Origin of the sequence: Pedobacter paludisoli, from assembly GCF_052344095.1 — a bacterium.
Taxonomy (GTDB): Bacteria; Bacteroidota; Bacteroidia; order Sphingobacteriales; family Sphingobacteriaceae; genus Pedobacter.
The window spans coordinates 453,559-479,430 of the sequence record NZ_CP179926.1; the positions used below are offsets into that span (position 1 = coordinate 453,559).

Consider the following 25,872-nt stretch of genomic DNA (forward strand, 5'->3'; position numbering starts at 1 on the left):
TCTATAGACTTTTTTCGTAAACTTTTAAAATTGTCTTACATAAGCTTTGAATATGCTCATGTTCAATATTTTTAAGCTCCTGTATCAACAGAGGATAATGATCTTTAAACAAACGTAACCTACCAATACTGAGAGCGTATAGAAATTCTAATAGTGCTTCACCTTGATATTCATTACTATGTTTTGCAAAGGTCTTTAAAAGCATCAACATGTTCTCAGAATTCTCACGACTAAATGAATAATTTAGCTCATCGTTTTTTGCTGCTCTAAGAATAGCTGCTTGAATAATGCCATCATTGAAACGATTAAAAACAAACGGATCAAGTAAGTTTTTTACAAAATTAGTCTGATAAAGTCCATCAATCCTATTGTTTCTCATATTGTTTAAAACACAAGAAATAGTAAAATACACATCTGACTGAGTTACTTGTCCAAAATAATCATTACTATTGAAGAAGGCTGAATTTTTTCGAATTTCCAGTTCGTTTCCTAAAATATCAGGATAAAATATTTTTTGCACGCCACCTTTAGATGTCTTACTAGAAAAGTTAATTATTGTAGTTATTCTTTCGTTTACAAAATTAGATGGTTTATTTAATCCCTCCTGTATTTCTCGTAAATGATCTAGTTCAATTTCCCATGGTGTATCTGTATTAGAGTTATCACAATTAATAGTTTCTATCTCTACAAAAGAACTATTTTCGGCGCCATACAATCCGTACTTAATATTACTCTTAAGTTCTTTATGTTTGTCAGAATCGCTAATCCTATTTATACCTACAAAATAAATAAGTCTAATATTGTTGTAATTTCTAAAATATCTACTTAAATAAAGTAAGTTTTTTCCATTTGTTATACAAGAAGCTACAATCAAAATGGAACCTGATTCCTTTTCAGAAATCTTTTTATCTGCTAATTCCGATTGATTTATTATTTCAACAGAATTCTTAGAAAAGCTTATTGTTTTTTCCAAGATATACTTCGCCAATAACTCAGAGCCAGCATCGTTTAAATGGATTATATATTTTAACGATGCTGGGACATACTGATTAATAAAAGCATCTATCTTATTCTTATGGCTTTGAAATTGCTCATTTTCAATATTTCTAATAATATTCTCATAATCAATATACAAGTTGTATTTTTTCCTATTAATAGTATCTTCATTAAATGAAATTTTTAACGAAGTGCCTGTTTCTTCATTATATTTAAATACCTCTACAAAATCTTTTAAGGATTTGGATATATATTTACTTGCAACAATGGTCTTAGTATTTATAATAGGTTCGTCCAAACTAAAAGAATCGCCAACGATCTTAATTGCAGTAGATTGGTTTTCACAAAACGAACATTTCTCTCCAACCTTGAATTGCTTATAAATATCTAATCCATATTGTAATTTTTCATTGCGCTCTAAATTACAAAGAACTCTTTCAAGAGAAAGGTTTGAAGGCTTTTCTATCGGAAGATAGAAAAGAACACATATATCATTTGAATTTATTTCAGGATGGTTTCCCTTTAAATAATGAATTAGCCCTCCTGATGTTGATGCGGAAATTAAAAAAATCGAATCTTTGTAGAATTTTGTGTTTTTACTGTATATACCATCGTAGGATTTAAAAGACTCAATATTAACATCTTCTCTGTTTTCATATCGTTTCACATATTGGCTAATAGAATATCCAATTACATTTATGGATAATGTATCACAGTAAATATTACGAATCTTGGTGTGCTTAAATAGATGTAGAAGATTTAATCCAATAAAATCAATTTCACTTTTTTGTACTAATACGTTTGCTGTCCTTAAAAATTTAGTTGAATGCTTTCCTGATGGAAAAACATAATGATGAGAAATACCATTACTCTCTACTAACCCTCCATTTGACACAAAAATGTTTGCTAATCCTTGATTAATAATTTCCTTAAAGTTATCTTTCAAAAAGCTATCTTTATTTGAAAATATGAATTCTGAATTATTGTAGCCAACATAAAAAATACTCTCAACAAGTGAATTCTCTTCTGCTTTTGGAATACTTTTAAATATCTTATCCAAATTTTCAGTCAAGAGTGTATCTATCGAAGAAACTGTAGAACAATGAAGAAAAACTAAAGCGCTTGTTTGATGAAAATATCTAAAATGCTCCGCTAATTCATTTTTCATAGCTCCAAAATCAAACTCGATATTGGGATTAAAAATGATTGTAGCACTCTTATATTTTTTATCTTCTATATTTGAATTGTAAATGTAAAATTTCCCCATTATCTATTACTTTTAAATGGATATAGAATACTGATGTAAGAACCTTGCGATTTAATGATGTTGTCTGTTTTAAAATCATCATTATACCAATCTTCAAGCTTTATATCCTTTAGTTTTTCTACGTCAATAGGTTGATAATTGTCTTTTATTAAATCCCTGTAAACGCAATACTTATCTGTTGAAATTTTTACAAATCCCTTTTTATTCAAGATGTTTAAAATACGGTCTAATCCTATACCTTTTTTTGACTTTAGGTTAGAAGTTGAAGAAGTCTGATTTTTCACTAGACACTTTTTTATAACATCTAAATCGGTTAATGTTCCTTTTTCAGTAAATTTATCAATGAATCCTACGCCTGAATCAAAAACTAGAATTTCTAAATAATAAATTTGATTATTTTCATTGACGCAATTTTCTGTAATGAATGGGTGTTGAAAAAAAGATTGAATAGGCGTTTCTTCAAACTCTTCCAATATTTTACTACTATTATTGATATGAAATCTAAAATAAACACCACGTATGCTCGCTGGGATTTCGATCAAATTTTGGTCAGTTTTGCCCCATTCATAAGTGTTTTTTGTTAACTCGTAAACTATTGCTCCGATATCCTCTATAAGGTTTTTAAGTTCTATTATATTGTTTTTATTAAAAGTCAGGACATAATCGTTGAAAATCTTTTTGACACTGTATTTGATTTGATCTTCATCATCGTTAAAACCATCAGGACTTTCAAGTAACCTGATTAACCCTTTGTTTTTTGAAAGATGGTCTGTGTTAGTCAGTATATACTTATTACCCTTTATTCTATCTAACGAATTCATTTTTATGAAAAACTCGTTTTGCAGTTCTCTTAAATTATCTTTAATGTTAACATTGTTTTTATCAGTGAAATTTGCTGTATTCCACAATAATGAGATTATAGGATAAGCATACTCTTGATCATAAAAACTGGTCAAATTCTTATGATCTACATCTAGTTCTAATGTATGGATTTTTGATTTGTTATTTAGTGTGATAATAAACCTTAATAAATCTCCCAATAATCCAAATGTATATTTGTTTAATGCCCCAGGAATTTTAAGATTTATAATATCCCCGCCCTTACTATTTACATGCCTACTATATAAAATCTCCATTTTGCGAGGAGTAATATTTTTAGGTATTGATATTTCAATCATATAGTTTATTTATTTACATTCGTTTACTAAAATGCTTGTAAACTTTAAATAACAAACATACTAAAATATTAATAGCGAATCTATCCAAGCGACGTTCTTTTGCTTCTCCTATGTTTGTATAATATAATCTAAGTGAAGAAGGGCGAGAGCAGATTTTGCTTTAAATAGCCTTATGGTATATTCAAGAAAAGAGACTGCCTCCTCTTCTTTAACCTTTTAGAATCTGAACAGAATGTAAGGAACTCAATCATAATTATGGGTTGCGTAGCCAGTATATCTAGTCAGGAGAAAAGATGAAAAAAGGTTATCACTTACCTAAACCAGATAAGATGAAAGTATTATTAAAGCAGACAGTAGGAATTGATGTTGCTCAAAAAGAATTAGTTGTATCGCTTGGTCGAATGGATGAGCAGATCAGTATAGAAGTTTATGCCTACAAAGTATTTCCCAATACTAAAAAAGGGTTTTTAAGCCTTGTATCATGGGTAAATAAGCAGACGTCAACTGCGACAGAAGTGCGGTACATAATGGAAGCAACTGGAGTTTACCATGAATCCTTAGCCTATTATCTATGCAGTACTCAAAAACAAATTAGTATCGTTTTACCTAACAAGATCAGTAATTATGCGAGAACACTTGACATAAAGACTATTACAGACAAGAGCGCTTCACAAGCCATTGCGAGATTTGGATTGGAAAGGCAGTTGGAAATATGGCAGCCTCCTTCAAAAATATTCAATGATTTAAGACAGCTTTGCCGGGAACGTGAGCAGCTAGTGCAGGAACGCACAATGTTGAAGAATCAACTTCATGCAGAACGTACTTCTGCAACAACAAGTGAAAAGTCAGTAAAACGAACTAATAAAAGAATAGCTTTGATTAATGCACAGGAAAAGGAGATACAGAAGGAAATTACTAAGCTTATCAATGGAGATAGCGTTTTAGTAGAAAAGATGAAGATAATGTCTTCTATACCGGGAATTGGAAATCTAACGGCTGTAACCATTATCGCGGAAACCAATGGATTTGAGTTAATAACGAATAAAAAACAACTGGTCAGTTATGCCGGATTAGATGTAAAAGAAAAGACATCTGGAACCTCAGTGAAATCCAAACCAAGAATATCCAAGCGGGGCAATCGGAATTTAAGGAAGGTAATGCACTTTCCTGCATTGGCTGCAATAAGAACTGATGAAAGGTTCAGATATATTTTCTTAAGATTAGTTTCAAGGCATGGTATTAAAATGAAGGCTATTGTTGCCATCCAAAGAAAATTACTGGAATTGACTTTTATCTTATGGAAGAATAATTCTTATTATAATCCAGGACACGAATATCAAATTATTCCGCTCCAGGAAGCAGCAGTATAAAAAAAGGGAAACTATAAGTCATTTCCCTTTGTAATCAATTTATGAGGTCTAGTTTCTGGCTATGCCCCCTAACTCTTTATTTCTATTATTTAATTGATTAGTAATTCTTTTTAAAATATAAAAAAACCGTTTAAATTGCCATAAAAAATGCCTGTTTTGGTACTCAACAGCATTTTTTATTTTCTTGAATTGGCGGGCACTTTACAGAACCGAAACTACAATAGACACAACAGTCACCTTCCAGAGGTTTTAACATTGTTTTGCACTTTTCGCATTCGTAAAAATATTGACAAGCATTTGTTGGCATTGTCTCCTCTTTTTTGTGACCACAGTTTGGACAAGTTATTGTTGATTGTAACTTTATTTCCATTATAATATAGTTTTGCTTTTTTGTGATTTATAGCCTGTCGAATTGATAGCTTTTTCGATTTCTTCGAGACTTGTTTGTTTATTGTCAAACCTTACAATAGCGTTTCCTTTCTCATAAGAAACTACAACTTCGACAATTCCTTTTAGTTTGCTAATCTCTGTTTTAACGTGATGTTCGCAGCCTGAACAAGTCATTCCTTTAATTGTAAACTCAACTTTCTGAATTTTGGAAGTTTGGGTAATAATTGCTTTACTTTCAGTCTTTGGAAAAAAGATGTGTGCATAAATTGGAAATGATAAAAGTAAAGCCGCCATGACGGTAATAATTCCTAAAAATGATTTTGTTTGCATAAAATTTTGTTTTTCAATTATTTCACAATTACAGTCAATTTTCTTTTGTGGTTTCAACTTTTGATACCATGCAAAACCAAGCACTAAAATTGTTAAACCGATAAAATATGGTCGGAAAGGTTCTAGCCAGGAAAAAGTTGAAGCAAGTCCACTTGTTCCTGCGATGATAGCCAAAACAGGTGTAATGCAGCACAATGAAGCTGCAATTGCTGTTAAAAGTCCGGTCCCGATTAGTTTCTTATCCGTTTTCATATTGCTTCTACAATTTTGTTATCGTCGAGTATTTTAAAAAATGGGTTCAGCATATTTTCATACTCTTTTGTCAATGAGTAAAAAATGGTTTGTGCCTCTCTTTCGGTTACAATGAGCTTTCGGTCTTTAAGTTTTCGCAAGTGCTGGGAAACTGCTGAAATTGTCATACCAAGAATATCACTTAAATCACAAACACAAAGTCGTTTTTCTTCATAAAGTAGAAACAAAATTCTCAGCCTTACATTATTCCCTGCCAATTCAAGTCCATTCGATAAATAGTCAAAGGAATCATGGAGTTCTGAAACTCGATTTTTACAGCGATTGATTTGTTTAATGTCAGCCTGTTGTCTTATACACGAAATATTATCCATAGTGCAAATATAGCTAACTTTATTATTTAAGCAAATACTAAAATACAAATTAAAATATTTTTTTTATAATTTTTTGGAATGTAACACAGAATCTTTTCTTTGGTCGCTATTTGGAAAGAAAAGAAGTCAGCTAAAACAACAAAAGGGATACCGAATATCCCTTGCAATAATGTTGCAACCTGTTTGATAAAATGTAAGAGAAGAATTTATGAAACGGTACATTTTGGCAAAGTGGTTGTACCGATTGAATGCAAAAATGCATTTCCGACCGCAGGAAGGAAGTACATTTTTGCCGCCCGACTTTTCGGGTCAGGCGACTTTTAATGGTTGGGTTTGAAAGTTTTTCAGATTAAGAAAGAAACCTCTGTTTTCAGTCATTCCATAGCGAAACATAGACCAAAGCAATGAACAACCCATTTGTGCCAATGTTGCATTGATATATAAATCTTGTTTTTCCAATGCCTCCGCTAAACTGCAACTTGGCGTATCGTCTGTTTGTTCTGACTGTTTCAGCAGTTCGCCAAATTCATCCGTAACCATTGGCAGGCTTGCCACCGTTTCATATTTCTCTGATTGTGGTTGTTTGATTTCTCCGATGGTGGATAGTATCACTTGTCCTGTCTGTTGGCTGTTGCCAAAGTCTAACCAATATTTTGGTTCATCACGGTTAGCTCTGCGTTTGCTCATTGCTTTGAGCATTTCGGCAATATCAAACCTTGTCTGTACATTGTCCACACAAGTAATATAAATCGTTGCCTTTGCATTTTCGGGCAGTCCACCCAACGCATTGCGTTCAAACTTCTGTGTTTCTGCTTTCCAATTCGTTCCCATAAACCGATTAACTCGGTTTATCAAGGCTACCGATTTGTACAATCCTGTTTCACTTGGTGCAAACCGCTGTCTGCCCAGATTGGCTTCCGTAATAATATCATCATCCCACAAACGCACCTGCAACCCTGCATGTTCCAATTCTGTTAAGCTGTGGCTCATTTCCATTAAAGCGGTCAGCACCTTTGAGCCTGTACCACCTGCACCAATAAGATTAACTTCTATCGGGTTGGTAGGGCTTATTAAATAGTTGTCCGTAAAATGAACGGCTGTTTTTACTGTTTTCATTACAATAGATTTTTAAGGGTTTTATTATTCGGTTTCAATACTTCTTTAGGAAAGGGTTTATTTGTATTTACAAGGTCTTTCCAAAGGGTTACGCAATTACCCTTTATGGGATTATGATTGCCTAATAAATGGCTGAAATAAGAATTGAAAAAGTAATACTCCCAAGCCTGTATAAATTCTTCCACCGAAACGGATTTCTTAATATCAACACTTACAGTACCCATACAGACTTTGCCATCTTCATAGATGTTGAAATATGGGGTATAATACAATTTTGTATTTTCTGTCGGTCTTCTGTCGCTTGAAAGGGCAAACACGCTCAAACCATTTTTACTGGCTTTCCACAACATAGGCGGTACTTGTGCAATTCCGTTGGGTATATCCAAGCTGTTTACAAAATACAATTGCTTTTTCTGTGCTTTGGTGTACCAAATTACCGCACCTTTTTCCGCATTGGGATTGATGTGCAGAATATTGGTCGGTAATATTCCGTTCGATTTCAAAAAGGCTTTGTTTTTTTCCTGTTCGGTGTTCAATGCCTTTGCCAATACGTTGGCTTCTTTTACGGTCAATGGGTGGGCGTTGATAGGATTTCCGTTCTTGTCCATATCAAAATGCTCTACATAAACATCGGTATTACTTCCTTTGGTTTCATAGAATACCAAAGCCGATTTTGGGTGATACAATGTGCCGAAGTCTTTTGTTATATCATTAATCGTTTCCATAGTTCTAATTTTTAAAAGGTGTGTAAAATGTCGTTTAATCTGTGTAATAGTTCAAAAAGACGGTTTTCAAAACAAAGGTTGTTGGCGGTTATATCCCTGTTATCAAACTGCTTTTGAATAATGGGTTCTTCCATTTGTCCGTATTCCTGTATTTCATTGTTTACCGATTCTATAAGGGTTTCGTTCAGCCAACCTTTGTGGTCTGCATAGAATGAAATGTACTTTTCCATTCCGATAATGTTCTCCATATCTTCCTCTGATGCTTCTCCGTTTGGTTTGGCATTGCGGAATATGTTTTCATTCGGATAAGTTTGATAAAGAGCAAAAGCTTCTTTTGCTACGGTCAAACACTCCCTGTCAAAATCATCTTTAGTTTTAAAACCATTGATACGCTGTTCAAAAACAGTCAGATTGATACGGTTGTAAATTAGTTGTTCCATATAATCCCCGATATATTCGGCTTGTTTTATCTCGGCAAGATAAACGGCTGTTTCTTCGGTGTAATCGTCCTGTTCAATCCAATCATTCATCATTTCGTACATCCAATACAGATAGCTTGCTTCCTGCCTGTAGTACGGAATGTCGGCTATATGGTACAGATAGGCACAAACGGACAATAACAAATGGGCGTTTCTTTTCCGCTTGCAGTTGTGCAACATTCGGTATAAGGAAGCAACGGGAATATAAAACAATGTTGAGCCTGTGTTATAGCGTTCCTCACTTACAAAATAGGTTTTATTACTGTCCTGTACCAAACGGATTTCTTCCCAATCCAAAACCTTTTGCTTTAGTTTTTCTTCCATATCCGACATTGCCAATGCCATATTGTAGGGATAAGGAAATTGTTTACTTTGCATTGGCTCAATTTGGTAATGCCCTGCCAATTTGGAAAGGGACTGAAAAAAATCCTTTTCCGTTTTATCCGATTTCCTGCAAGCCTGTACAGTTTTCGTTTCTTTCAACTTGGGTAGAAACGTACACTTTAGAAAACCATTGGTAACATCGTTGTCGGTACTGATTTGCGTTTGTCTTTCCGCACTTCGTTTGCGTCCTTTGGCTTTTGCATCCAATTGGCGAACTCGTTCAACTGTCGGTGCAATTGCCTTTGTCTTTGCTGTTCGGGTATTGTGATAGTTCCCGATAGGATATGTTTGTGCATAGTTCATTGCTTTAAATATTTGGTTCAACCTTTCGTACCCATTACGCTCTCAAATTTGTACTCTACCGCATCATCTTTGATTTGCGGTGCAGATACTTTTGCCGTTGTGAGTATCGGGTACATATTGGCGTAAAAATTCATTACGGCTTCCACGCTCCAACGGGGTTCGGGGTCAGTCAGTATGATGTCCTGTCCTTTATCTTTGAGTATAAAAACTCGCTCTAATTGTGTTGCTAATAACATAACTTTCTGATTTTGGGATTAACTCTTTATTCTTCTTCGTCCGTTTCATCTATGGGGTAATCTTCGCTCACTTCTTCCACTTTTGTCGGTTCGGCTTGTGTTTCCTCCATTGTTCCGAAAAGGCTAGGTGTTCCAAACTTCTCGGATAAGGAACTTTTGCGTTTGCGTATCTCATCCGCTTTTTCGGGAAACTCGGTAATGTCGGGTACTTTCATCCACGCTTCACGGAATTTGCCCTCTTTCTCCAATTCATCAGCCTTTGCCATTCCTTCTTTAAATTTCTTGTCTTTGGCTTCTTTTTCCTTTTTGGCTTTCTCGGTCTTTTCTTTCTCCATTGCCGATTGTTGTTTGACAGTTTCCATTTGTTTTAGGAATTTTTCCATATCTACCATTACACCCGAAACGGTTTGTATAGGCTTGGTTATTTGCTCAAAAAATCCCTCGTCAAACTCTTGGGGAGTGGCGTTAAATGTTAATGGAGGTATAAGATTTTTAGCGTTATCTCCGCATTGTTCGTTGTTGAGTAGAACCGATACTATAAGGTTATTTTCTGTTCCTTTTGAAATGTTCAGTTGCAATACTCCTGTAAAGTCTAACTGTTGTATCTGATTGAAAAAATTGGTATTCATCGTCCTTAAATTTTAATTGTTTTCTATTCTTTTTTTGATTGCTGTCAGTTTCTTGTGTATGTCTGTCCAATAGGCTTTTTGCCTCTTATCGAAGTCGGAAAAACTTTTGTCCCCGTGGCTATATCCTGTGTTCCTTTTCGCTATTTTGATAGCTTCCTTTAGGTCGGCTACTTCAATTTCGCAACCGTGTAAATCAGTTATTTTCATAATACTGCCAATTTTCGGGTTAATAGCATTTCCAAAATTTCGCTGTCGTTCTCGTATTCTTCTTCCTCAAAATGATATCGGTCTTTTTCCTCGTCATAATGGTATTGTTCCAAATCTTCATCGCTCAATGCGGTAACATCCAAAATACCCTCTGAATAAGTTGCTTTTCCGTAGATGCCGTTTCCCATTTCTTCATATTCTTGCGTAAACTTCACGTCATAGCAGTCTGCAATCAGCCGAACGACTGCTGTATTAGGCGACCATTTGGTTTCGTAGTGAAAAACACTTTCATCGCCTTCATTCCAATAGATGTTGAAGAAATAACCGCCATTGTCTGCTGTAATGAAGTCGGGCAATTGTCCTTGTTCGCTTGTTTCTTCCTTATTTTTCATTATCTGAAAAACTTCCTGTATTGCTGTGATTGCTTCGGGTTTTCCCTCGAAGACAACTATATTACTGCACCAATTTGCCATAATGAATAGTTTTAGTAGGCTACCACCGATTAAGGCGGTAGCCTGTTGTTATTTAATTAAGGTTTAGGATTTCAGCACCGTCCAAAGCAAATGTGGTACATAATTCAAAAGCCTTTTGAGTTTTGAGTTGTGCAGTACCACCCAATACGATGCTCTGTAATTTGGCTTCATCATTTTTATAAGTGCGTACGTTCTGATAGTAGCCTGTAACAGCGTTATATGCTCCGAACAATGTACCTTTTGTAGTATCCATCTGCTGTGTATCACTTATCATCGCATAGGCAAAAGCATCCTCAACCGTATTTTTGAAAACGGTAGAAATTTCATTTTCCGCACCTTTTTTGAGTAGGTCAAGCGTTTCCTTGTTCGGGCAAAGTGCCAATTGAATTAGCTTTTTTACTTCTCGGTCTGATACTTTTACTTTTGCCCACTCGTTGAAAATGCTCTCTAATTGGTTGCTCAATGTGTTGGCAAGTCCCATAATCTTGTGAGCATTCTCAATACGCTGTTTTGCTCCCGAAGTGTGTTTGATACGAACTACATTAGTCATACTGCGTAACGAGGCATTCAGCGTGTTTTGGCATACAATCCTAATGGGTGTAAATGCGGCTGTGATACTTCCGCTACCATCGTGCGAAGTGGTTAGGAAAATGTATTTTTCTGTTACATCATCGCCATTGCCTACACGGATATAGTCGGGCAATTTGGCTGTGATAAAAATGCGTTCTCCGTTGCCCAATGCTCCTGCGGTTTCGTAAAGAATACCCTCGCCACCGCCTACAATAGCATCAAAGAAATTAAAGGCTTCACGGTTTTGTACAATGTGATAGTCTTTACCTACCACACCCAATACAGCATTGTTATCGGTGCGTATGTTGGCAAAATAGTTGGGTACTGCCAATTCGCTACTGCCAATCTCAATGCCGTTAGCTGTTTCGATAATGCCCGAACCTTTGGTAAATAAAGGGGATTTCACGACTTCGTAATCTAACCCTGCGTGCTTGATAGCTTCCTCGCTCGTTGGGTACTGTTCCACGATTTGCCCCAAACCATGCCACGCTTTTTGCTGTACGCTAAAAAATGAATAACGTCCTGTTCTCTCGTTAAAATTGATATTATGTGCCATTTTGATAAAATTTTGATATTAAAAAATGATTGAATACTCGTTGTTAAAATGGGAGGTCGTCCTCTGTGCCTTGTCCTGCTGTATTGTTGCTTACTGTTGGCAAAGTAGCTTGTACGGTTTCTGATTTTTTGCCACCTCCGTGCAGTTTGATGTTTGAGGTATGGAAATTCAGCCCTGCGTGTGCTTCTCCGTCATTTCCTGTCCACGCCCTTGCACTTACCCTGCCTGTGAGTTCCACCAAAGTACCCTTGGTGAGTATCTTGGCTACCTTCGGACTTATCCAGTATGAGCAATCGAAATAGGTTGTCTGCTCTATGCGTTCGCCCTGCTTGTTACGGTAGCTGTCATTGGTCGCTACTGAAAAGTTTACTACTTGTTTTTCCTGTGACGTTGTGCGTACTTCCGCATCCCTTGTCAATCTTCCTGTGATGTTCATGATTTCTACTTTTTTGCGTTATGAAATTTGTTCTTATTTGATTTTTTTAGATTTATTCGGCAATGAGAGGAGGTGCTGAAGTTTCGTTTCACTCTGTTACCATTTCCAATGCTGATTTTTTCCATTATTGACATTTTTTTTATTCGTCTAAAGAGCCGGAGTATGCTTTGTTTCGTTTCACGAGCATAAAAGGTTAGTGTTTAGCAGGAACAAGGTTTTGTTAAAAAAATACGACCTGAATAGGTGGAGATTTTTTTGCAAACCAGAAGGGCTTGACCTTGTTCCTGCGTTAAGAACACGGAAATACCTTTGCTCTTGAAATGAAACAAAACCAGCATTCCGGTTCTTGAATAAAACCTATGTGGAAGCAAATGGAAAAGGCATTAGGAAATGGTCCTTGTGGTTACAAAATCTGCATTTACACAAAGCAGAATTTTTAAAGAATACTTCTTAGTATTTTAAAGTATTGTGGCTTGGGAAGCCACGTAAACGATACTAAAATGTAGCTGAGGAATAGAAGGGAAGGTTTTTGTATGGTTTATCAATATATCCTGTCAAAGCTCTTTTATGACAGTGGTATACCAGAGAATTAAATGTGCTTTAAGGATTAGTTATGGGCATAAAAAAGGCAGGACATAATCCTGCTCTTTAGATAAATAGATAATACTCTAAATCTGAACCTGGTCTTCCATTTCAATAAAAGCAGCTTCCATTCCGGCAAATTTATGTGATACTAAATCCATATCCTTGCTGATTTTCTGACTTGTGATTTTGGCATAAATCTGTGTAGTCGAAATATTTTTATGTCCCATCATTTTGCTAAGGCTTTCAAGCGGTACACCCTCGGTCAAGAACATTGTTCCAAACGTATGTCTTGCAGTATGAAAAGTTATTTTCTGCTCCGTAATAATTTCTGCTTTTTCAGCCAATTTACTTATGTGAGTATTACAGGTTACATTGGTCGGAACAGGAAATATAAATTCACTACGGGTAGTACCCTGATATTTTTCAATTATTCGTTTAGGTATTTCCATTAACCTAACATTAGAAGCAATATCTGATTTTTTTCTCCTGCTGATAATCCATTGATGACCGTCAAAGAAAGACTGAATGTTATTTCTTGTCAATTTTTTAATATCAGCATAAGCAAGTCCAGTGAAACAACTAAAAATAAAGAGATCTTTTACAAGTTCATACCTTGGATGTGGCGGTATGACCATCATCAATTTTTCTACATTTTCTTTTAGAATATAACCTCTGTTAGTTTCTTGCATATTGATTTGATAATCCTGAAACGGATTATCACGTATCAAGCCTTTCTTTATAGCAAGTTCTACTAGACTTAATACAGGCATTGTGTACACCCAAACCGTATTATGGGAAGACTGTAAGTCGTAACGGAGATAAAAATCAAACTCCCGGATAAAATCGGCAGTTAATTCTCTAAAAGCCATATCATCACGATGATAGCGTTCTTTTATAAAATTTGTAAGATGATTGTAAACCGTGGTATACTTGTTATAAGTACTTTGTGAACGTTCTTCTTTTTCAACCAATTTTTTAAAATTTTCATTTTGATCATTGAAGACTTTTAGTATTGCATCATCCATTACACCTACACCTAAAAAAAACAGCTTTACTTTCTGTGAAGTTGCAAACCCATCATGCTTCAGCATATCTTCATAAATTTTATCGATACGGCCTCTTATATTATCTAGTTTCTGGTTAATGTTCAAAGCTGTAGCACTCTTACCCTCAACTCTTCCGTATTTTAAATCCCAATTTTTTGGATTAATTTCTAACTTCGTTCCTAAAGTTTTAGCTGTACCATCAATGGTAATACGTGCCATAATGGGAGCATTTCCATTCTTTTTCAATTCGTTTTTTTTCAAGTAGAAAAGCAGTTTGAAGGTGGACTTTTTTGTCTGTTCCATAACTCAAATGTTTAATGTTTAAAATTAAATTACATTGAGTTACAAGGGAATGTAAAAAATGATGCAAAACACTGAAATATAAATTGTTACAACATAATGTTACCTATGTCAAAAGGTAACGAATTAGTAACCTAACCTTGTCGTTTTAAGTCCAAAACCAAACAGACACCGAGCTCCAAACTAAGACTATTCATTTTATAAACCATTGTATAGCAACGGTTTTAATCGTTTTGCTTATTTTTGCTTTTTACTAATCTTTTTTATTAAAAAAAATAAAAATAAATTACTACAATTTCTATAGACTTTATATATTTGTATTATTAACGGGCGTATAAAGGAGCGCATAATAAAGTCATGGTTATAAATAAAGTAGAGAAATCGAGTATTGAACCTAAAATTACCTTGATCGGGGCAGGTCCCGGAGATCCGGATTTATTTAGTTTGAAAGGAGTAAAAGCATTGAAAACGGCCGATGTGGTGTTGTACGATGCAAATGTGAATGAAGCTTTATTGTGTCATGCGCCAAATGATATTCCAAAAGTGTATGTAGGGCGTTTAAGCGATGACGAATCGTTTTCGCAAGAAGCAATAAATAAGTTGGTAATTGATTATGCTTTAAATTTTGGACATGTGGTACGTTTAAAAAGCGGTGATCCATTTTTCTTTGCCAAAGGCTATGAGGAGATTGATGCTGCAGAGTCGTACAGTATTCCAACGGAGATAATCCCGGGTATCTCAAGTGCTACTGGAGCACCAAGCTTGCAAAAAATTCCGATGATTTATAAAGATTTAAGCGAGAGCTTTTGGGCTGTTACAGGAACCAATTCTCGTGGAGAACTATCCGAAGATTTATTTATTGCTGCTAAAACAAAGGCCACCATTGTGGTACTGAATGGAATTGAAAAGATTGAAGAAATAGCTTCTATTTTTCAGGCAGAACAAAAACACACCCTGCCAGTAGCCGTTATTGAAAATGGATCAACGCCTGCTGAAAAGATTGTAGTAGGAGTGGTTGATACCATTGCTGAAATCGTCGCTGAAAAGAAAATACAGGCCCCCGCTTTGTTGGTCTTTGGAGAGGTTGTTTCTTTACATCCCAAATTTCAATCTATTCGCGATTTTTATAAGTTGATGGAACTCGAATAATTTAAAGATTATCATCATATAGTTGTTTAGTTTTACCACCAGGCGTTTCGTCTGGTGGTTTTTTTATGCAGGTTCCGCTAATAGAAAGCTACTTCTTTCAACTTTAACACGGCGGCTAACGCTAGTCTCCTTTCTTTTAAAAGAAATTGCATGTTCAGTAGCTATATGAAGTTGCCTACCGGTTGACTGCTGAGTTATTGCATGCAGGCTAACTTATTCTACTTTTTCGTGTGTAAACAAATTAATTCTTGTTTGTAAAACACAAAACAATTAGTAACTTAACAACGTTATCTATGCTGATTTTTTAATGGAAATAATACATATAAGTGCCGAATGTTATCCTGTTGCCAAAGTTGGTGGTTTAGCCGATGTGGTGGGTGCTTTGCCTAAATATCAAACGAAGTTGGGACATTTTGCGAAAGTGGTGATGCCAGCTTACAATACAAAATTTATACGCGAGAACGATTTTGATGTGGTGCACGATGCTTGGAGCCAATTTGGAAATAATCATTTTAGCTACCGCATTTTAAAAGAGCGAAACAATAAGCTTGGCTTTGACTTATACATTGTTCATGTAAATGGCTTAACGGATAGAGAAGGTGTTTACGGATATCATGATGATACTGAACGTTTCATGGCCTTTCAAATTGCAACCTTAGATTGGATGGTGCAATGGGAACACCTCGCCGATGTGGTGCATTGTCACGATCATCATACCGGGCTTATTCCTTTTATGATGACCAACAGTAACAAATACCAGCGCTTAAAAGGTGTTCCAACCGTTTTAACCATTCATAATGCCCAGTATCAAGGCCAATTTGGTTGGGATAAACTACATTACTTACCAAGTTTCGACTTGTGGAATGCAGGTTTACTGGGGTGGAACGGCGATGTTAATCCATTAGCATCGGCCATTAAATGCGCCTGGAGAGTAACCACGGTGTCACCAAGTTATTTGGAAGAAATGAAATACAATGCTCGGGGATTGGAATCTTTGTTACGCGATGAGTGGGCGAAAAGCATCGGGATTTTAAACGGAATTGATACCGAGGTGTGGAATCCAGCAAGCGATTCCATGCTTAGCCAAAATTATTCACTAAAAACGGTAGAAGCCGGAAAATTGGCAAACAAAAAGGAGCTATGCACTGTTTTTGGACTGGACGCCTCGAAACCACTATTTGTATTTATTGGTCGGTTGGTAGATGAGAAGGGTGCTGATATATTACCAGATATTTTTTATACCACTTTAGAACAGCATGGGACAAATTTAAATGTATTGGTGTTAGGTTCAGGAGACCCTTGGGTAGAAGGACGATTGAATCATTTGAAAGCTATTTTTGGCGACCGATACAATGCATATATTGGCTATAACGAACAATTGTCGCATCAAATTTATGCGGGCGCCGATTTTCTGTTAATGCCTTCGAGGGTGGAGCCTTGCGGTTTAAATCAATTGTATGCCTTGCGGTATGGTACCGTGCCTATTGTGCGTCGGGTGGGTGGTTTAAAAGATACCGTAATTGATATTGGCGATGGAGGAATAGGTCTTTGTCATAATCATACCAGTGTGGGCGATGTGGTGCATGCTATTAATCGGGCAATGGAATTTTATGCCAGTAAAAAAGAGTTTAAAGATGTACGTAAAGCAATGATGAAAATTGATCATTCATGGGATCGTGCAGCAGTACAGTATATTGAATTATATGAAAATTTAAAATAAGAATATATGACCGACAAAGTTTTAGGCGTTATCCTTGGCGGTGGCCAAGGCTCTAGATTAGCGCCATTAACACAAACGCGATCGAAACCCGCAGTGCCCATTGCAGGGAAATATCGGTTAGTAGACATCCCAATCTCGAATTGTTTAAATTCGGAGATCAATCGCATGTTTGTGTTAACACAGTTTAATTCAGCATCCCTTAACAAACACATTAAAAATACGTATCACTTTAGCCATTTTAGTACGGCTTTTGTTGATATTTTGGCTGCTGAACAAACTGTGCAAAACGCAGGTTGGTTTCAAGGTACAGCAGATGCCGTGCGGCAGTGTATGCACCACATCATTTCACATGAGTTTGATTATGTTTTAATTCTTTCTGGCGATCAATTGTATCAGATGGATTTTAAAGACATGATTGAAAAACATGTGGCAGCGAATGCCGAAATTACTATTGCTACCATCCCCGTTACCGGAAAAGAGGCAACCGAATTCGGTATTTTAAAAGCGGATGAGGCAAATATGATTACGTCCTTTATCGAAAAACCAAAAACAGGTTTGGAAGAGTGGGTTTCAGATACAGGCGAGGAAATGCAAGCCGAAGGACGAAATTACTTGGCTTCGATGGGTATATACATCTTCAATCGCAATTATTTAATCGATATTTTAAATGAAAACGAAGAGGAGAAAGATTTTGGAAAAGAAATTTTACCGCGCGCTATCAAAGTAAGTCGTGTGTTAAGTTATCAATACGAAGGTTATTGGACCGACATCGGAAATATTTCTTCCTTCTTTGAAGCTAATTTGGGCTTGACAGATGAAATTCCAAAATTTAACATGTTTGATAGTAATCATACTATTTTTACTCGCGCCAGAATGCTTCCGCCTTCCAAAATTTCGGGTACAACCTTAGAACGAGCCATCATTGCCGAAGGATGTATCGTAGAAGCGAGTAGGGTAGAGCGCGTTGTGTTGGGTATTCGTGCACGCGTGGGCAAACAATCTGTTATTACCAATACCTATATCATGGGAAGCGATTGGTATCAAACACTCGAAGAGATTGAACAAATCCGTAACAACGGCGAAGTGTTGATTGGAGTTGGTGATCGTTGTTATATCAATAATGCCATTATCGATAAAAATTGCCGCATTGGCGATGATGTAAAGATTAATGGAGGAGCTCATTTAATCGATGGTGATTACGGATTATATGCTGTAAAAGACGGAATTGTGGTCATTAAAAAAGGAGTAACCGTACCCCCCGGTACCGAAATATAATTTGCTAATCCCTGCATCGGTTTTCTGCCAGAAAACCGATGCTACAAACACCTAAAATACCTATGAGTAAACAACATCTTTACCAGACTGGCATAATAGGGAACTGTTCTTTTATTGCACATATAAATAAAAACACCGATGTTTCTTGGCTTTGTTGGCCGCGTTTTGATAGCTCCTTTATTTTTGGGAGTTTATTAGATAAAAACAAAGGTGGAGAATTTTCTATTTTACCCTTATCCGATTATTCTTCCGTTCAGTATTATGTTGAAAATACCAATGTTTTAAGAACTGAAATTACCGCAGAAGATGGTAAGTACCGCATAACCGATTTTGCACCTCGTTTTAGACAATACGATCGGTATTTTAAACCGTTAATGTTCATTCGAAAAATAGAGCCGTTAGAAGGAAATCCACGCATTAAAATAAAATGCAAGCCTGTTTGCAATTACGGAAAAGATTCATTGGAAATCAGTAGAGGAAGCAATCATATCGATTACAAAGGTTGTGATGAAAATATCCGATTAACCACCGATGTTTCCCTTACTTATATTTTAGAAGAGCAAGGTTTTGTTTTAAACGATACCAAATATTTGGTAATGACTTATGGTCAGAATTTGGAGGCACCGCTGATTAGCACCGCTGAGAATTTTCTTCGAGAAACCCTAGGATATTGGCGGTTGTGGATTAAGCATTCATCTATTGCAGGTTATTATCAACCTTATGTAATCCGCTCAGCCTTGGTTTTAAAAATTCATCAATACGAAGATACCGGAGCCATTATTGCCGCCAGTACAACCAGTTTGCCAGAATCGCCGGGAAGTACCAGAAATTGGGATTATCGCTATTGTTGGCTTCGCGATTCGCATTATGTGCTTACTTCGCTCAATCACATTGGGCATTTCGAAGAAATGGAACGGTATTTTAATTATTTATCCGATATTTCTCATGCAGAAGATACGCGCTATCAGCCTTTGTACGGTATTGGTGGCGAACGCGTGATTACCGAGCATATATTGGGACATTTAGATGGGTACGAAGGTGAACAACCGATTAGAATTGGGAATCAGGCCTATGAACACATCCAAAACGATATTTATGGACAAGTGCTAACTTCGATGTTGCCACTTTACACCGATCATCGATTTGTTTTTTCTGAACGCAGTGATTCGGTGCGTTGGATTGAAGGGGTGCTATCTAAAATTGAAAGAACCATCGACGAGAAAGATGCTGGCATTTGGGAGTTTAGAAACATTGCTAACATGCATTGCTACAGTAATTTATTTCAATGGGTAGGGGCAAATGCCGCATTAAAAATGGCAAAAACCATCGGTAATGCCGATTTTGAAACACGTGCCCAGGTATTAATTGATAAAGCAGCAGCGCACATCGAAGCGTGTTATGATTCAGAACGAAAAGTATATACAAATGCGGTGGGTAGTCCTTATTTAGATGCGAGCACTTTGCAATTAATTATGATGAATTATTTAGATCCGGCTTCGCAAAAAGCAAAAGATCATTTAATCGGGTTGGAAAAAGTGCTTAAAACAGAAGATGGCTTATTTTATCGCTATTTGCATGAGGATGATTTCGGTAAACCTAAAACCACCTTTTTAATATGTGCTTTCTGGTATGTGGAGGCTTTGGCTTGCGTTGGTAGAATGGACGAGGCAATGGCCGAATTTGAAAATATAATCAAATACTCCAACCATTTATTGCTTTTTAGCGAGGATGTAGACGCTAAAACCGGTAGTCAATGGGGTAATTTTCCGCAAACCTATAGTCATGTGGGTTTAATGAATGCCGCTTATCGCATAGCGATAAAATTGGATCGGCCAATATTTTTATAAGTTCAGTTAAACACCTAAAATACAAAAAGGCAATTTTCGTAGAAGAAAATTGCCTTTTTGTGGTAAAATCATCTGTCATTTTTCAACTTCAGAGGGCTGCTCGGTTAAGTTCGAAAGCAATGAACGCACTTCTTTAAAGTTGTTTAAATAGTACTTTGCTTCCGAAATATTGTGTCCAATTTTAATGGTAATGGCATTGTTGGGTAAAGCTCTGAAAATATCTTCATCGGTATGGTCGTCGCCAAGGGCAATGATAAAATCAGGATGTTTGTTGTACAACCAGCTGAGTGCAGCTTTTCCTTTGTTTACCTCCATGTTTTTAAATTCAATAACTTTATTTCCAGGCATTAAGTGCAAACCTTTATCGGCTGCAAGTATTCTTAAATTGCTTACAATTTCTCCTGCTCTTAAATCGCCCAAATCTTTTTCCGCTTTGCGGTAATGCCATACAAGCGAATAGCTTTTCTCTTCAATAAAGGATCCCGGCGTTCGGTTGGTGTAGGTTTCTAACAAGGCTTTGATTTCTTGTTTCCATTGGTCGGTTAAAAGCGGTAAACAATTCCAGTTATCGCCATTGGTTTTAAACCATGCACCGTGTTCGGCAATCATATCCACAGGTAGGTGGCCAAACCATTTTTCTAAAGTTTCATTTTTTCGCCCACTAATAATGACCACCTTGTTTTTAGGATCGGCTGTTATTTTTCTCAAAATGCTGTAAAGTTCTTCATCAGGCGAAGCATCGTCAATATTTCCAGCAAAATCAACCAATGTTCCATCGTAATCTAAAAATAAAACCCGATTTTCTGAGTCTTTATATTTGGCAACAATTATATCGTTAATAGAATGAATGGCGTGTTTTGTTTGTAATGAATGTTGAGAATTTTTCACTTCGTTGAGTTTTTGTATAAAATTATTTACCCAATGTTTAATGTTAAATTTTTGGATAATTGACCGCATGGCTTTCATGCGTCTTTGTTGTTCTTCTAAAGGCATTTGTAGGGCTGATACAAGCGCTTCCATGATGTTGTTTAAGTTGTTAGGGTTTACAATCAGCGCCTCTGTTAATTCTTTTGAGGCGCCAGCCATTTCACTTAAAATCAGTACACCAGTAAGGTTGTTTCTGCTGGCTACATATTCTTTGCTCACTAGGTTCATTCCGTCGCGCATGGGCGTAACCAAACAAATATCGGCGGTTGAATATAGAGCTGATAAAACTTCAACAGGAAATGAACGGTAGAAATAATTAACCGGAATCCAATCTAAAGAGCGATAACGTGAATTGAGGTTTCCTACAAACTGGTCAATTTGCTCTCGTAAATCGCGGTACTGTGGCACGTTGTCGCGAGAAGGGACAACAATCATGTAAAATTCAATTTTTCCGATGTATTCGGGATGCTTTTGAAACAGCAAATCAATTACTTTCAGCCGTTCCAAAATCCCTTTACTATAATCCAAGCGGTCTATAGAAAGGATCATTTTTAAACCTTCTTTACCCTTTCTTAAATCGTCAATCTCTTTGTGTACTTCCGTTGTTGATGATAGCGCACTAAATTTATCAAAATCAATGCTCATGGGAAATGCTTCTACCACAATTTGTCGTTCATTATGGCTTAATACATTCGAAGAAGAATTAATAGACAGTATTCGGGTAGCGGTACTTAAAAAATGACGAACATCATCATAGGTATGAAAACCAATTAAATCGGCTCCTATCATGCCTTTTAATAATTGCTCGCGCCAAGGTATTAATCTAAAAATTTCGTACGAAGGGAAAGGAATATGCTGAAAAAATCCGATGGTGGATAGTGGTAAATTGCTGCGTAAAATGTTGGGTAATAAAAGCAATTGATAATCTTGAATCCAGATTTTATCACCTACAGAAGCTATTTTTAATGCAGCCTCTGCAAATTTATGGTTTACCGAAGTATAGGCATCCCAATAAGATTGATGATACTGCGCATAGGTAACCAGATAATGAAATACAGGCCATAAAATTTCATTCGAAAAACCCTCGTAAAATAGATTAATTTCTTCTTGCGAAAGATAAACGGGATAAAGGTTGAGTTGTGCTAATTTTGCCGATACTTCTTCTTGGCGCTCTTTAGGGATTTCAATTCCTGGCCAGCCAATCCATATCGAATTGCCTGATTTATGCGCATCCCCCAAACCAGTTGCCAAGCCACCTTCGCTAGGGATGAGGATGTATTCGTTTTCTTTTTCAATAATTTTTACGGGTAGTCTATTCGATAATATAACTGTTTTCATGCTTGTCTAAACTGGTAATCACTTTAGTATAAGGGTTTTTATCCGTTTTTGTTTAAATACTTTTTATAAAAGACATTCAAATGATTTAAACAATAAGCAATTAGATAAAAGAACATCCTGTAAAAACATCAAAAAAACAAGACTTTAAGCAAGTGAAATTTAGATTAAAAATTATGGGTTTTAAGACCAGCTAAGAAATGGTTGAATAGTAAGCATAGCGTTGTAATACTTTTCTTCGCCTGTAACTTCGGTACCTAACCATTCAGGTTTCTCAAAATGTTCGTCTTCTTCGCTTAACTCTATTTCTGCAATAAAAAGCCCCAAATTTCCGCCCAAGAACTCGTCAACTTCCCAAGTTTTTCCGTTTTCTGTTAGCGTATACCTTATTTTTTCAAGTTGCGACACGGCAAAATTTTCTAACAATTCTTTGGCATCCGCTTGTGGGATTTCATATTCAAATTCAGATCGTGTGGCGCCAATAGAAATACCTTTAATCGTTAAAAAGGCGCTGCTTGGGGTTAAGCGAACACGAATCGTCTTTTCCGGATCCAGTACCACATATCCTTGATGAAAATGCTCACCTTCAGGTTTATCTATTAATGACCATTTTTCTTGGTCGATTAAAAATTTTCGTTCTATTTCTTTTCCCATAAAAGATTTTTTTAAATATTGAGTGGATGAAATTAGGCAAAAAATAAAAAGAAACCATTTTGTGATTGTGGTATATGTTATTTCAATAAAAATTGCAAAACGTTTTGGTTAAATTTGCGGACAAATAAGAAGCGGATGTACAAAACCTTTACCGATCAGATGGGGCGGGAAATTACCTTGAGTTTTCCTCCTAAACGAATAGTATCCATCGTTCCTTCTCAAACGGAATTGTTATTCGATTTAGGTTTGGATACAGAAGTGATTGGTTTGACAAAATTTTGCATCCATCCAATTGAAAAATTTGCAGAACGGACGAAAGTTGGTGGAACCAAAAAAGTCAACATCGATTTAATTAAAGCGTTAAAACCCGATTTAATCATCGGAAACAAAGAAGAAAATACGCAAAGCGATATAGAAGAATTGGGAACATATTTTCCGGTTTGGATGAGCGATATTTTCAATTTGGAAGATGCCATGAATACCATTAGCCAAATTGGCGAATTAGTTGATCGGAGTCCTGAAGCCGCTTATTTGAATCATTTAATTGCTGCGGGTTTTACTGATTTGAAAACACTCGCATTGCAAAAACAAATTCATAAAAAGGTACTTTATTTGATTTGGCGTAAGCCCTATATGGCAGCTGGTACGAATACCTTTATTAACGAAGTATTGTTAAGCAATGGAATGCTGAACGTTGTGCAAATAGATCGATACCCCGAGCTAACTACCGATAAACTAAAAGAACTAAATCCAGCATTAGTCTTGCTGTCCTCAGAACCGTACCCCTTTGCCGAAAAACACGTAGCTGAATTGCAAGAAATAATGCCAAATGCCCAGATTTTATTGGTGGATGGAGAAATGTTTAGCTGGTACGGAAGCAGGTTGGTAAAAGCTGTGCAGTATTTTTTTGAGTTTCAAAAGAAACTAGTTTAAGACAGCGAAAAACTCAAAAAGAGGAAGACCATTCAATTAATAGAAATTGCATAGTTTTATTTTAAATTTTTTCTACTTCAGAATTAGTCACTTAGCCCGTTTTAGTTGCTTTTTTTGCTCAAATAGTTTTTTTTGTTTTGCAAAATTAAAACTGATTTCTATCTTTGCAGTCCTTAACAAACACAAAAACGCGGAAGTGGCGTAATTGGTAGCCGCACCAGACTTAGGATCTGGCGCTTCACGGCGTGGGGGTTCGAGTCCCTTCTTCCGCACAAAACACTAAAAAAGGCTCAGAGAAATTTGAGCCTTTTGTTTTTTACCTCAAGCCAAGAAAAAATTTTTTGCGGTCATCCATATTCAATCAACGACTCTTTCGGGTAATCTAAACCATTTGACAGTACTTGTAGAAACTTGTGGATTGTTAAAGGCAATATGCGTGGTTGCTGCTTTTTTTAAAAAAAATAAAGAGGGATCAAGCGGAAAAGTTGGGGGGGAGTATTTTTTAGGCATAAATTTTCGATAGTCTAAATAAGAAAAACTTAATATCCCTAACGCCTCTTGAGGTTGCTCTAAAAGCTTTGATCTTTGCATTGAAAGATTCTGCAGAAGCATTCGTGGCTCTGTTAATAAAGAAGTTTAGGATATATAGGTAATGCGATTGAATTGACCTTGCAACAGTTCTAAAAGAATCAATTTCACAAGCTTCAACCTCATTATACCATATTGCCAATCTTTTAAAAGCCTGCTCTTTACTTTTACACAGTCTGAATATATCTCCCAATTTTTGGGCTATAGCATACGCCTTCTTTAATTTGGGGTACCTTTCGAAAAGTAGGTCTGCTCTAAGTTTCTGATTTGTAGTCCATTTTGAAGGATGCTTAAATAAAAGATATCTGCTGCGTGCGAGCAATTGCTTTAATGTATCTCCATTGGCTAATACCTCTGGTTGATAAGCAGTATTGTCCTTCTTTGCCTTGGCAATAGCCTCATTTTCTGCATCAATAGCCTCCCAACGATACTTTATCCTGACTTCCTGAACAGCATCATAGGCTAATTTTTGAACATGAAAACGGTCAATTACGCGATGCGCATTTATAAAGCATCGTTTTATGGCCAATTGCATGTTAGCGGCCATATCCATGGTTACTTCCTGTACGCGTTTTCTTAATCGCTCAGGAATCTTTGTCAATACCGTGATAATGTCTTGGGCAACTGTTCCTTTAATCATGGCTACAATAGCGCCTTTCCTGCCTTTAGCCTCTTTATTGGTTACAACAGTATAAAGTTCTCCATTGGATAAAGCTGTTTCATCAATACTGAGCCTGGAACTCACATTCTTTGTAAAAAGCATCCAATCATCGGCATGCGTCTTTTGATCCCAGCTTCCATAATCACTAATGTGTTCCTTATACTGCTCCTGAAGCTGTTTACCATCAATTTGGAAATAATGACCTAAATGATAACAGCTAATAGGATGATTATCCAAATATTCCTTTTAAAAAAAGACCGAATTCCGTAGTCATTCGAGCCCCTTTTCTTACTAGATCCCAATCTCTGCTAATAATATCACCAGTCTTTTTTACTGTCCATCTACGCCTTTTGATGCGTAAGCAAACTTTTTGCCCACGGATGGGAAAATCCTGAATGCCAACTTCTGGAAGAAATCCTTTTGATTCAAGTTCGGCTATTTGATAGCCCAAAGGTGCAATATTCTTCTCTTCCAGATAGATATGGAATTCTTTTAACTCTTTCTCTACTTTGAGTAGTTCGAAATAATCCAGAATACCTTCTGGTAATAAAAAACTGATAAGGGTTTGTTCGGCTTGTTTCAAG

At 36.3% G+C, this 25,872-nt stretch carries 24 protein-coding genes and 1 tRNA gene; 7 read left to right on the top strand and 18 right to left on the bottom strand.

Annotated features, from left to right (window positions below):
• Position 1 precedes the first annotated feature (1 nt).
• Together ACJVDK_RS01860 and ACJVDK_RS01865 are read right to left on the bottom strand one after the other, a co-directional pair.
• Positions 2–2,263: a hypothetical protein gene (locus ACJVDK_RS01860; RefSeq protein ID WP_159156424.1), complete on the bottom strand. Its 2,262-nt coding sequence runs from the start codon at positions 2,261–2,263 to the stop codon at positions 2–4.
• Positions 2,263–3,441, bottom strand: a complete 1,179-nt coding sequence (locus ACJVDK_RS01865; protein WP_159156423.1) for a hypothetical protein — start codon at positions 3,439–3,441, stop codon at positions 2,263–2,265. The genes ACJVDK_RS01860 and ACJVDK_RS01865 overlap by 1 nt, the downstream gene beginning before the upstream one ends.
• A 329-nt stretch (positions 3,442–3,770) precedes the next feature.
• On the opposite strand from ACJVDK_RS01865, the gene ACJVDK_RS01870 reads away from it, so the two are divergent.
• Complete coding sequence (locus ACJVDK_RS01870) at positions 3,771–4,811, top strand: IS110 family transposase (protein ID WP_443938596.1); 1,041 nt, start codon at positions 3,771–3,773, stop codon at positions 4,809–4,811.
• 163 nt (positions 4,812–4,974) lie between these two features.
• On the opposite strand, the gene ACJVDK_RS01875 is transcribed toward ACJVDK_RS01870, so the two are convergent.
• From ACJVDK_RS01875 to ACJVDK_RS01930, 12 genes are all read right to left on the bottom strand, one after another.
• On the bottom strand, positions 4,975–5,181 hold the full coding sequence (locus tag ACJVDK_RS01875) for a GDCCVxC domain-containing (seleno)protein (protein ID WP_443938597.1): 207 nt from the start codon (positions 5,179–5,181) through the stop codon (positions 4,975–4,977).
• On the bottom strand, positions 5,181–5,783 hold the full coding sequence (gene merTP / locus ACJVDK_RS01880) for a mercuric transport protein MerTP (RefSeq protein ID WP_443938598.1): 603 nt from the start codon (positions 5,781–5,783) through the stop codon (positions 5,181–5,183). Before merTP ends, ACJVDK_RS01875 begins: the two co-directional genes overlap by 1 nt.
• A complete protein-coding gene (locus ACJVDK_RS01885; protein ID WP_044216709.1) occupies positions 5,780–6,154 on the bottom strand; it encodes an ArsR/SmtB family transcription factor in 375 nt (124 codons plus the stop codon). The genes merTP and ACJVDK_RS01885 overlap by 4 nt, the downstream gene beginning before the upstream one ends.
• Positions 6,155–6,463: 309 nt before the next feature.
• Positions 6,464–7,270 (bottom strand): PRTRC system ThiF family protein, encoded by an 807-nt coding sequence (locus ACJVDK_RS01890; protein WP_159156422.1) that lies wholly within the window; start codon positions 7,268–7,270, stop codon positions 6,464–6,466.
• Positions 7,270–7,995 (bottom strand): PRTRC system protein B, encoded by a 726-nt coding sequence (locus tag ACJVDK_RS01895; RefSeq protein ID WP_185151873.1) that lies wholly within the window; start codon positions 7,993–7,995, stop codon positions 7,270–7,272. Before ACJVDK_RS01895 ends, ACJVDK_RS01890 begins: the two co-directional genes overlap by 1 nt.
• 11 nt (positions 7,996–8,006) lie before the next feature.
• A complete protein-coding gene (locus tag ACJVDK_RS01900; protein ID WP_443938599.1) occupies positions 8,007–9,161 on the bottom strand; it encodes a hypothetical protein in 1,155 nt (384 codons plus the stop codon).
• A gap of 17 nt (positions 9,162–9,178) precedes the next feature.
• Positions 9,179–9,397 (bottom strand): PRTRC system protein C, encoded by a 219-nt coding sequence (locus tag ACJVDK_RS01905; protein WP_443938600.1) that lies wholly within the window; start codon positions 9,395–9,397, stop codon positions 9,179–9,181.
• A gap of 26 nt (positions 9,398–9,423) precedes the next feature.
• Positions 9,424–10,026, bottom strand: a complete 603-nt coding sequence (locus ACJVDK_RS01910; RefSeq protein WP_443938601.1) for a PRTRC system protein E — start codon at positions 10,024–10,026, stop codon at positions 9,424–9,426.
• Between the two features lie 203 nt (positions 10,027–10,229).
• Positions 10,230–10,706, bottom strand: coding sequence for a hypothetical protein (locus tag ACJVDK_RS01915; protein WP_443938602.1), 477 nt, complete (start codon positions 10,704–10,706; stop codon positions 10,230–10,232).
• A gap of 52 nt (positions 10,707–10,758) precedes the next feature.
• Positions 10,759–11,832: a DUF932 domain-containing protein gene (locus ACJVDK_RS01920; RefSeq protein WP_443938603.1), complete on the bottom strand. Its 1,074-nt coding sequence runs from the start codon at positions 11,830–11,832 to the stop codon at positions 10,759–10,761.
• Positions 11,833–11,875: 43 nt separating this feature from the next.
• The gene (locus ACJVDK_RS01925) at positions 11,876–12,268 is read right to left on the bottom strand and encodes a single-stranded DNA-binding protein (protein ID WP_159156417.1); all 393 of its coding nucleotides are present in this window, start codon (positions 12,266–12,268) and stop codon (positions 11,876–11,878) included.
• 668 nt (positions 12,269–12,936) lie between these two features.
• Entirely contained in the window at positions 12,937–14,202 is a 1,266-nt protein-coding gene (locus ACJVDK_RS01930; protein WP_443938604.1) for a site-specific integrase, read from the bottom strand.
• Positions 14,203–14,556: 354 nt separating this feature from the next.
• Here ACJVDK_RS01930 and cobA point away from each other — a divergent pair, with 354 nt between their 5' ends.
• The 4 genes from cobA to ACJVDK_RS01950 all read left to right on the top strand — a co-directional run bounded on the left by cobA (position 14,557) and on the right by ACJVDK_RS01950 (position 20,190).
• Positions 14,557–15,348, top strand: coding sequence for a uroporphyrinogen-III C-methyltransferase (cobA, locus tag ACJVDK_RS01935; protein ID WP_443938605.1), 792 nt, complete (start codon positions 14,557–14,559; stop codon positions 15,346–15,348).
• A 307-nt stretch (positions 15,349–15,655) separates the two neighbouring features.
• Positions 15,656–17,068: a glycogen synthase gene (locus ACJVDK_RS01940; RefSeq protein WP_443938606.1), complete on the top strand. Its 1,413-nt coding sequence runs from the start codon at positions 15,656–15,658 to the stop codon at positions 17,066–17,068.
• A gap of 6 nt (positions 17,069–17,074) precedes the next feature.
• Positions 17,075–18,343, top strand: coding sequence for a glucose-1-phosphate adenylyltransferase (locus ACJVDK_RS01945; protein ID WP_443938607.1), 1,269 nt, complete (start codon positions 17,075–17,077; stop codon positions 18,341–18,343).
• 62 nt (positions 18,344–18,405) lie between these two features.
• Entirely contained in the window at positions 18,406–20,190 is a 1,785-nt protein-coding gene (locus ACJVDK_RS01950; RefSeq protein ID WP_443938608.1) for a glycoside hydrolase family 15 protein, read from the top strand.
• 75 nt (positions 20,191–20,265) lie between these two features.
• Here the strand turns inward: ACJVDK_RS01950 and ACJVDK_RS01955 are convergent, their stop codons facing one another.
• Together ACJVDK_RS01955 and ACJVDK_RS01960 are read right to left on the bottom strand one after the other, a co-directional pair.
• Positions 20,266–22,455: a bifunctional alpha,alpha-trehalose-phosphate synthase (UDP-forming)/trehalose-phosphatase gene (locus ACJVDK_RS01955; RefSeq protein ID WP_443938609.1), complete on the bottom strand. Its 2,190-nt coding sequence runs from the start codon at positions 22,453–22,455 to the stop codon at positions 20,266–20,268.
• A gap of 180 nt (positions 22,456–22,635) precedes the next feature.
• Positions 22,636–23,106 carry a CYTH domain-containing protein gene (locus ACJVDK_RS01960; RefSeq protein ID WP_443938610.1) on the bottom strand — a complete coding sequence of 157 codons (471 nt, stop codon included), beginning with the start codon at positions 23,104–23,106 and terminating at the stop codon, positions 22,636–22,638.
• A gap of 135 nt (positions 23,107–23,241) precedes the next feature.
• On the opposite strand from ACJVDK_RS01960, the gene ACJVDK_RS01965 reads away from it, so the two are divergent.
• Both ACJVDK_RS01965 and ACJVDK_RS01970 read left to right on the top strand, forming a co-directional pair.
• Positions 23,242–24,039: a helical backbone metal receptor gene (locus tag ACJVDK_RS01965; RefSeq protein ID WP_443938611.1), complete on the top strand. Its 798-nt coding sequence runs from the start codon at positions 23,242–23,244 to the stop codon at positions 24,037–24,039.
• A 190-nt stretch (positions 24,040–24,229) separates the two neighbouring features.
• Positions 24,230–24,311: transfer RNA gene (locus tag ACJVDK_RS01970), tRNA-Leu, on the top strand.
• Positions 24,312–24,541: 230 nt separating this feature from the next.
• Here the strand turns inward: ACJVDK_RS01970 and ACJVDK_RS01975 are convergent.
• Together ACJVDK_RS01975 and ACJVDK_RS01980 are read right to left on the bottom strand one after the other, a co-directional pair.
• Positions 24,542–25,525 carry an ISAon1 family transposase gene (locus ACJVDK_RS01975; protein ID WP_443936583.1) on the bottom strand — a complete coding sequence of 328 codons (984 nt, stop codon included), beginning with the start codon at positions 25,523–25,525 and terminating at the stop codon, positions 24,542–24,544.
• Positions 25,518–25,871 carry an ISAon1 family transposase N-terminal region protein gene (locus ACJVDK_RS01980; RefSeq protein WP_443936584.1) on the bottom strand — a complete coding sequence of 118 codons (354 nt, stop codon included), beginning with the start codon at positions 25,869–25,871 and terminating at the stop codon, positions 25,518–25,520. The genes ACJVDK_RS01975 and ACJVDK_RS01980 overlap by 8 nt, the downstream gene beginning before the upstream one ends.
• Position 25,872: the final 1 nt, after the last annotated feature.

What these genes read in the sequence shown, in the direction of transcription:
- ACJVDK_RS01860 (WP_159156424.1), bottom strand. Translation starts at nt 2,263, where the DNA reads ATGGGGAAATTTTACATTTACAATTCAAATATAGAAGATAAAAAATAT.
- ACJVDK_RS01865 (WP_159156423.1), bottom strand. Translation starts at nt 3,441, where the DNA reads ATGATTGAAATATCAATACCTAAAAATATTACTCCTCGCAAAATGGAG.
- ACJVDK_RS01870 (WP_443938596.1), top strand. Translation starts at nt 3,771, where the DNA reads ATGAAAGTATTATTAAAGCAGACAGTAGGAATTGATGTTGCTCAAAAA.
- ACJVDK_RS01875 (WP_443938597.1), bottom strand. Translation starts at nt 5,181, where the DNA reads ATGGAAATAAAGTTACAATCAACAATAACTTGTCCAAACTGTGGTCAC.
- merTP (WP_443938598.1), bottom strand. Translation starts at nt 5,783, where the DNA reads ATGAAAACGGATAAGAAACTAATCGGGACCGGACTTTTAACAGCAATT.
- ACJVDK_RS01885 (WP_044216709.1), bottom strand. Translation starts at nt 6,154, where the DNA reads ATGGATAATATTTCGTGTATAAGACAACAGGCTGACATTAAACAAATC.
- ACJVDK_RS01890 (WP_159156422.1), bottom strand. Translation starts at nt 7,270, where the DNA reads ATGAAAACAGTAAAAACAGCCGTTCATTTTACGGACAACTATTTAATA.
- ACJVDK_RS01895 (WP_185151873.1), bottom strand. Translation starts at nt 7,995, where the DNA reads ATGGAAACGATTAATGATATAACAAAAGACTTCGGCACATTGTATCAC.
- ACJVDK_RS01900 (WP_443938599.1), bottom strand. Translation starts at nt 9,161, where the DNA reads ATGAACTATGCACAAACATATCCTATCGGGAACTATCACAATACCCGA.
- ACJVDK_RS01905 (WP_443938600.1), bottom strand. Translation starts at nt 9,397, where the DNA reads ATGTTATTAGCAACACAATTAGAGCGAGTTTTTATACTCAAAGATAAA.
- ACJVDK_RS01910 (WP_443938601.1), bottom strand. Translation starts at nt 10,026, where the DNA reads ATGAATACCAATTTTTTCAATCAGATACAACAGTTAGACTTTACAGGA.
- ACJVDK_RS01915 (WP_443938602.1), bottom strand. Translation starts at nt 10,706, where the DNA reads ATGGCAAATTGGTGCAGTAATATAGTTGTCTTCGAGGGAAAACCCGAA.
- ACJVDK_RS01920 (WP_443938603.1), bottom strand. Translation starts at nt 11,832, where the DNA reads ATGGCACATAATATCAATTTTAACGAGAGAACAGGACGTTATTCATTT.
- ACJVDK_RS01925 (WP_159156417.1), bottom strand. Translation starts at nt 12,268, where the DNA reads ATGAACATCACAGGAAGATTGACAAGGGATGCGGAAGTACGCACAACG.
- ACJVDK_RS01930 (WP_443938604.1), bottom strand. Translation starts at nt 14,202, where the DNA reads ATGGAACAGACAAAAAAGTCCACCTTCAAACTGCTTTTCTACTTGAAA.
- cobA (WP_443938605.1), top strand. Translation starts at nt 14,557, where the DNA reads ATGGTTATAAATAAAGTAGAGAAATCGAGTATTGAACCTAAAATTACC.
- ACJVDK_RS01940 (WP_443938606.1), top strand. Translation starts at nt 15,656, where the DNA reads ATGGAAATAATACATATAAGTGCCGAATGTTATCCTGTTGCCAAAGTT.
- ACJVDK_RS01945 (WP_443938607.1), top strand. Translation starts at nt 17,075, where the DNA reads ATGACCGACAAAGTTTTAGGCGTTATCCTTGGCGGTGGCCAAGGCTCT.
- ACJVDK_RS01950 (WP_443938608.1), top strand. Translation starts at nt 18,406, where the DNA reads ATGAGTAAACAACATCTTTACCAGACTGGCATAATAGGGAACTGTTCT.
- ACJVDK_RS01955 (WP_443938609.1), bottom strand. Translation starts at nt 22,455, where the DNA reads ATGAAAACAGTTATATTATCGAATAGACTACCCGTAAAAATTATTGAA.
- ACJVDK_RS01960 (WP_443938610.1), bottom strand. Translation starts at nt 23,106, where the DNA reads ATGGGAAAAGAAATAGAACGAAAATTTTTAATCGACCAAGAAAAATGG.
- ACJVDK_RS01965 (WP_443938611.1), top strand. Translation starts at nt 23,242, where the DNA reads ATGTACAAAACCTTTACCGATCAGATGGGGCGGGAAATTACCTTGAGT.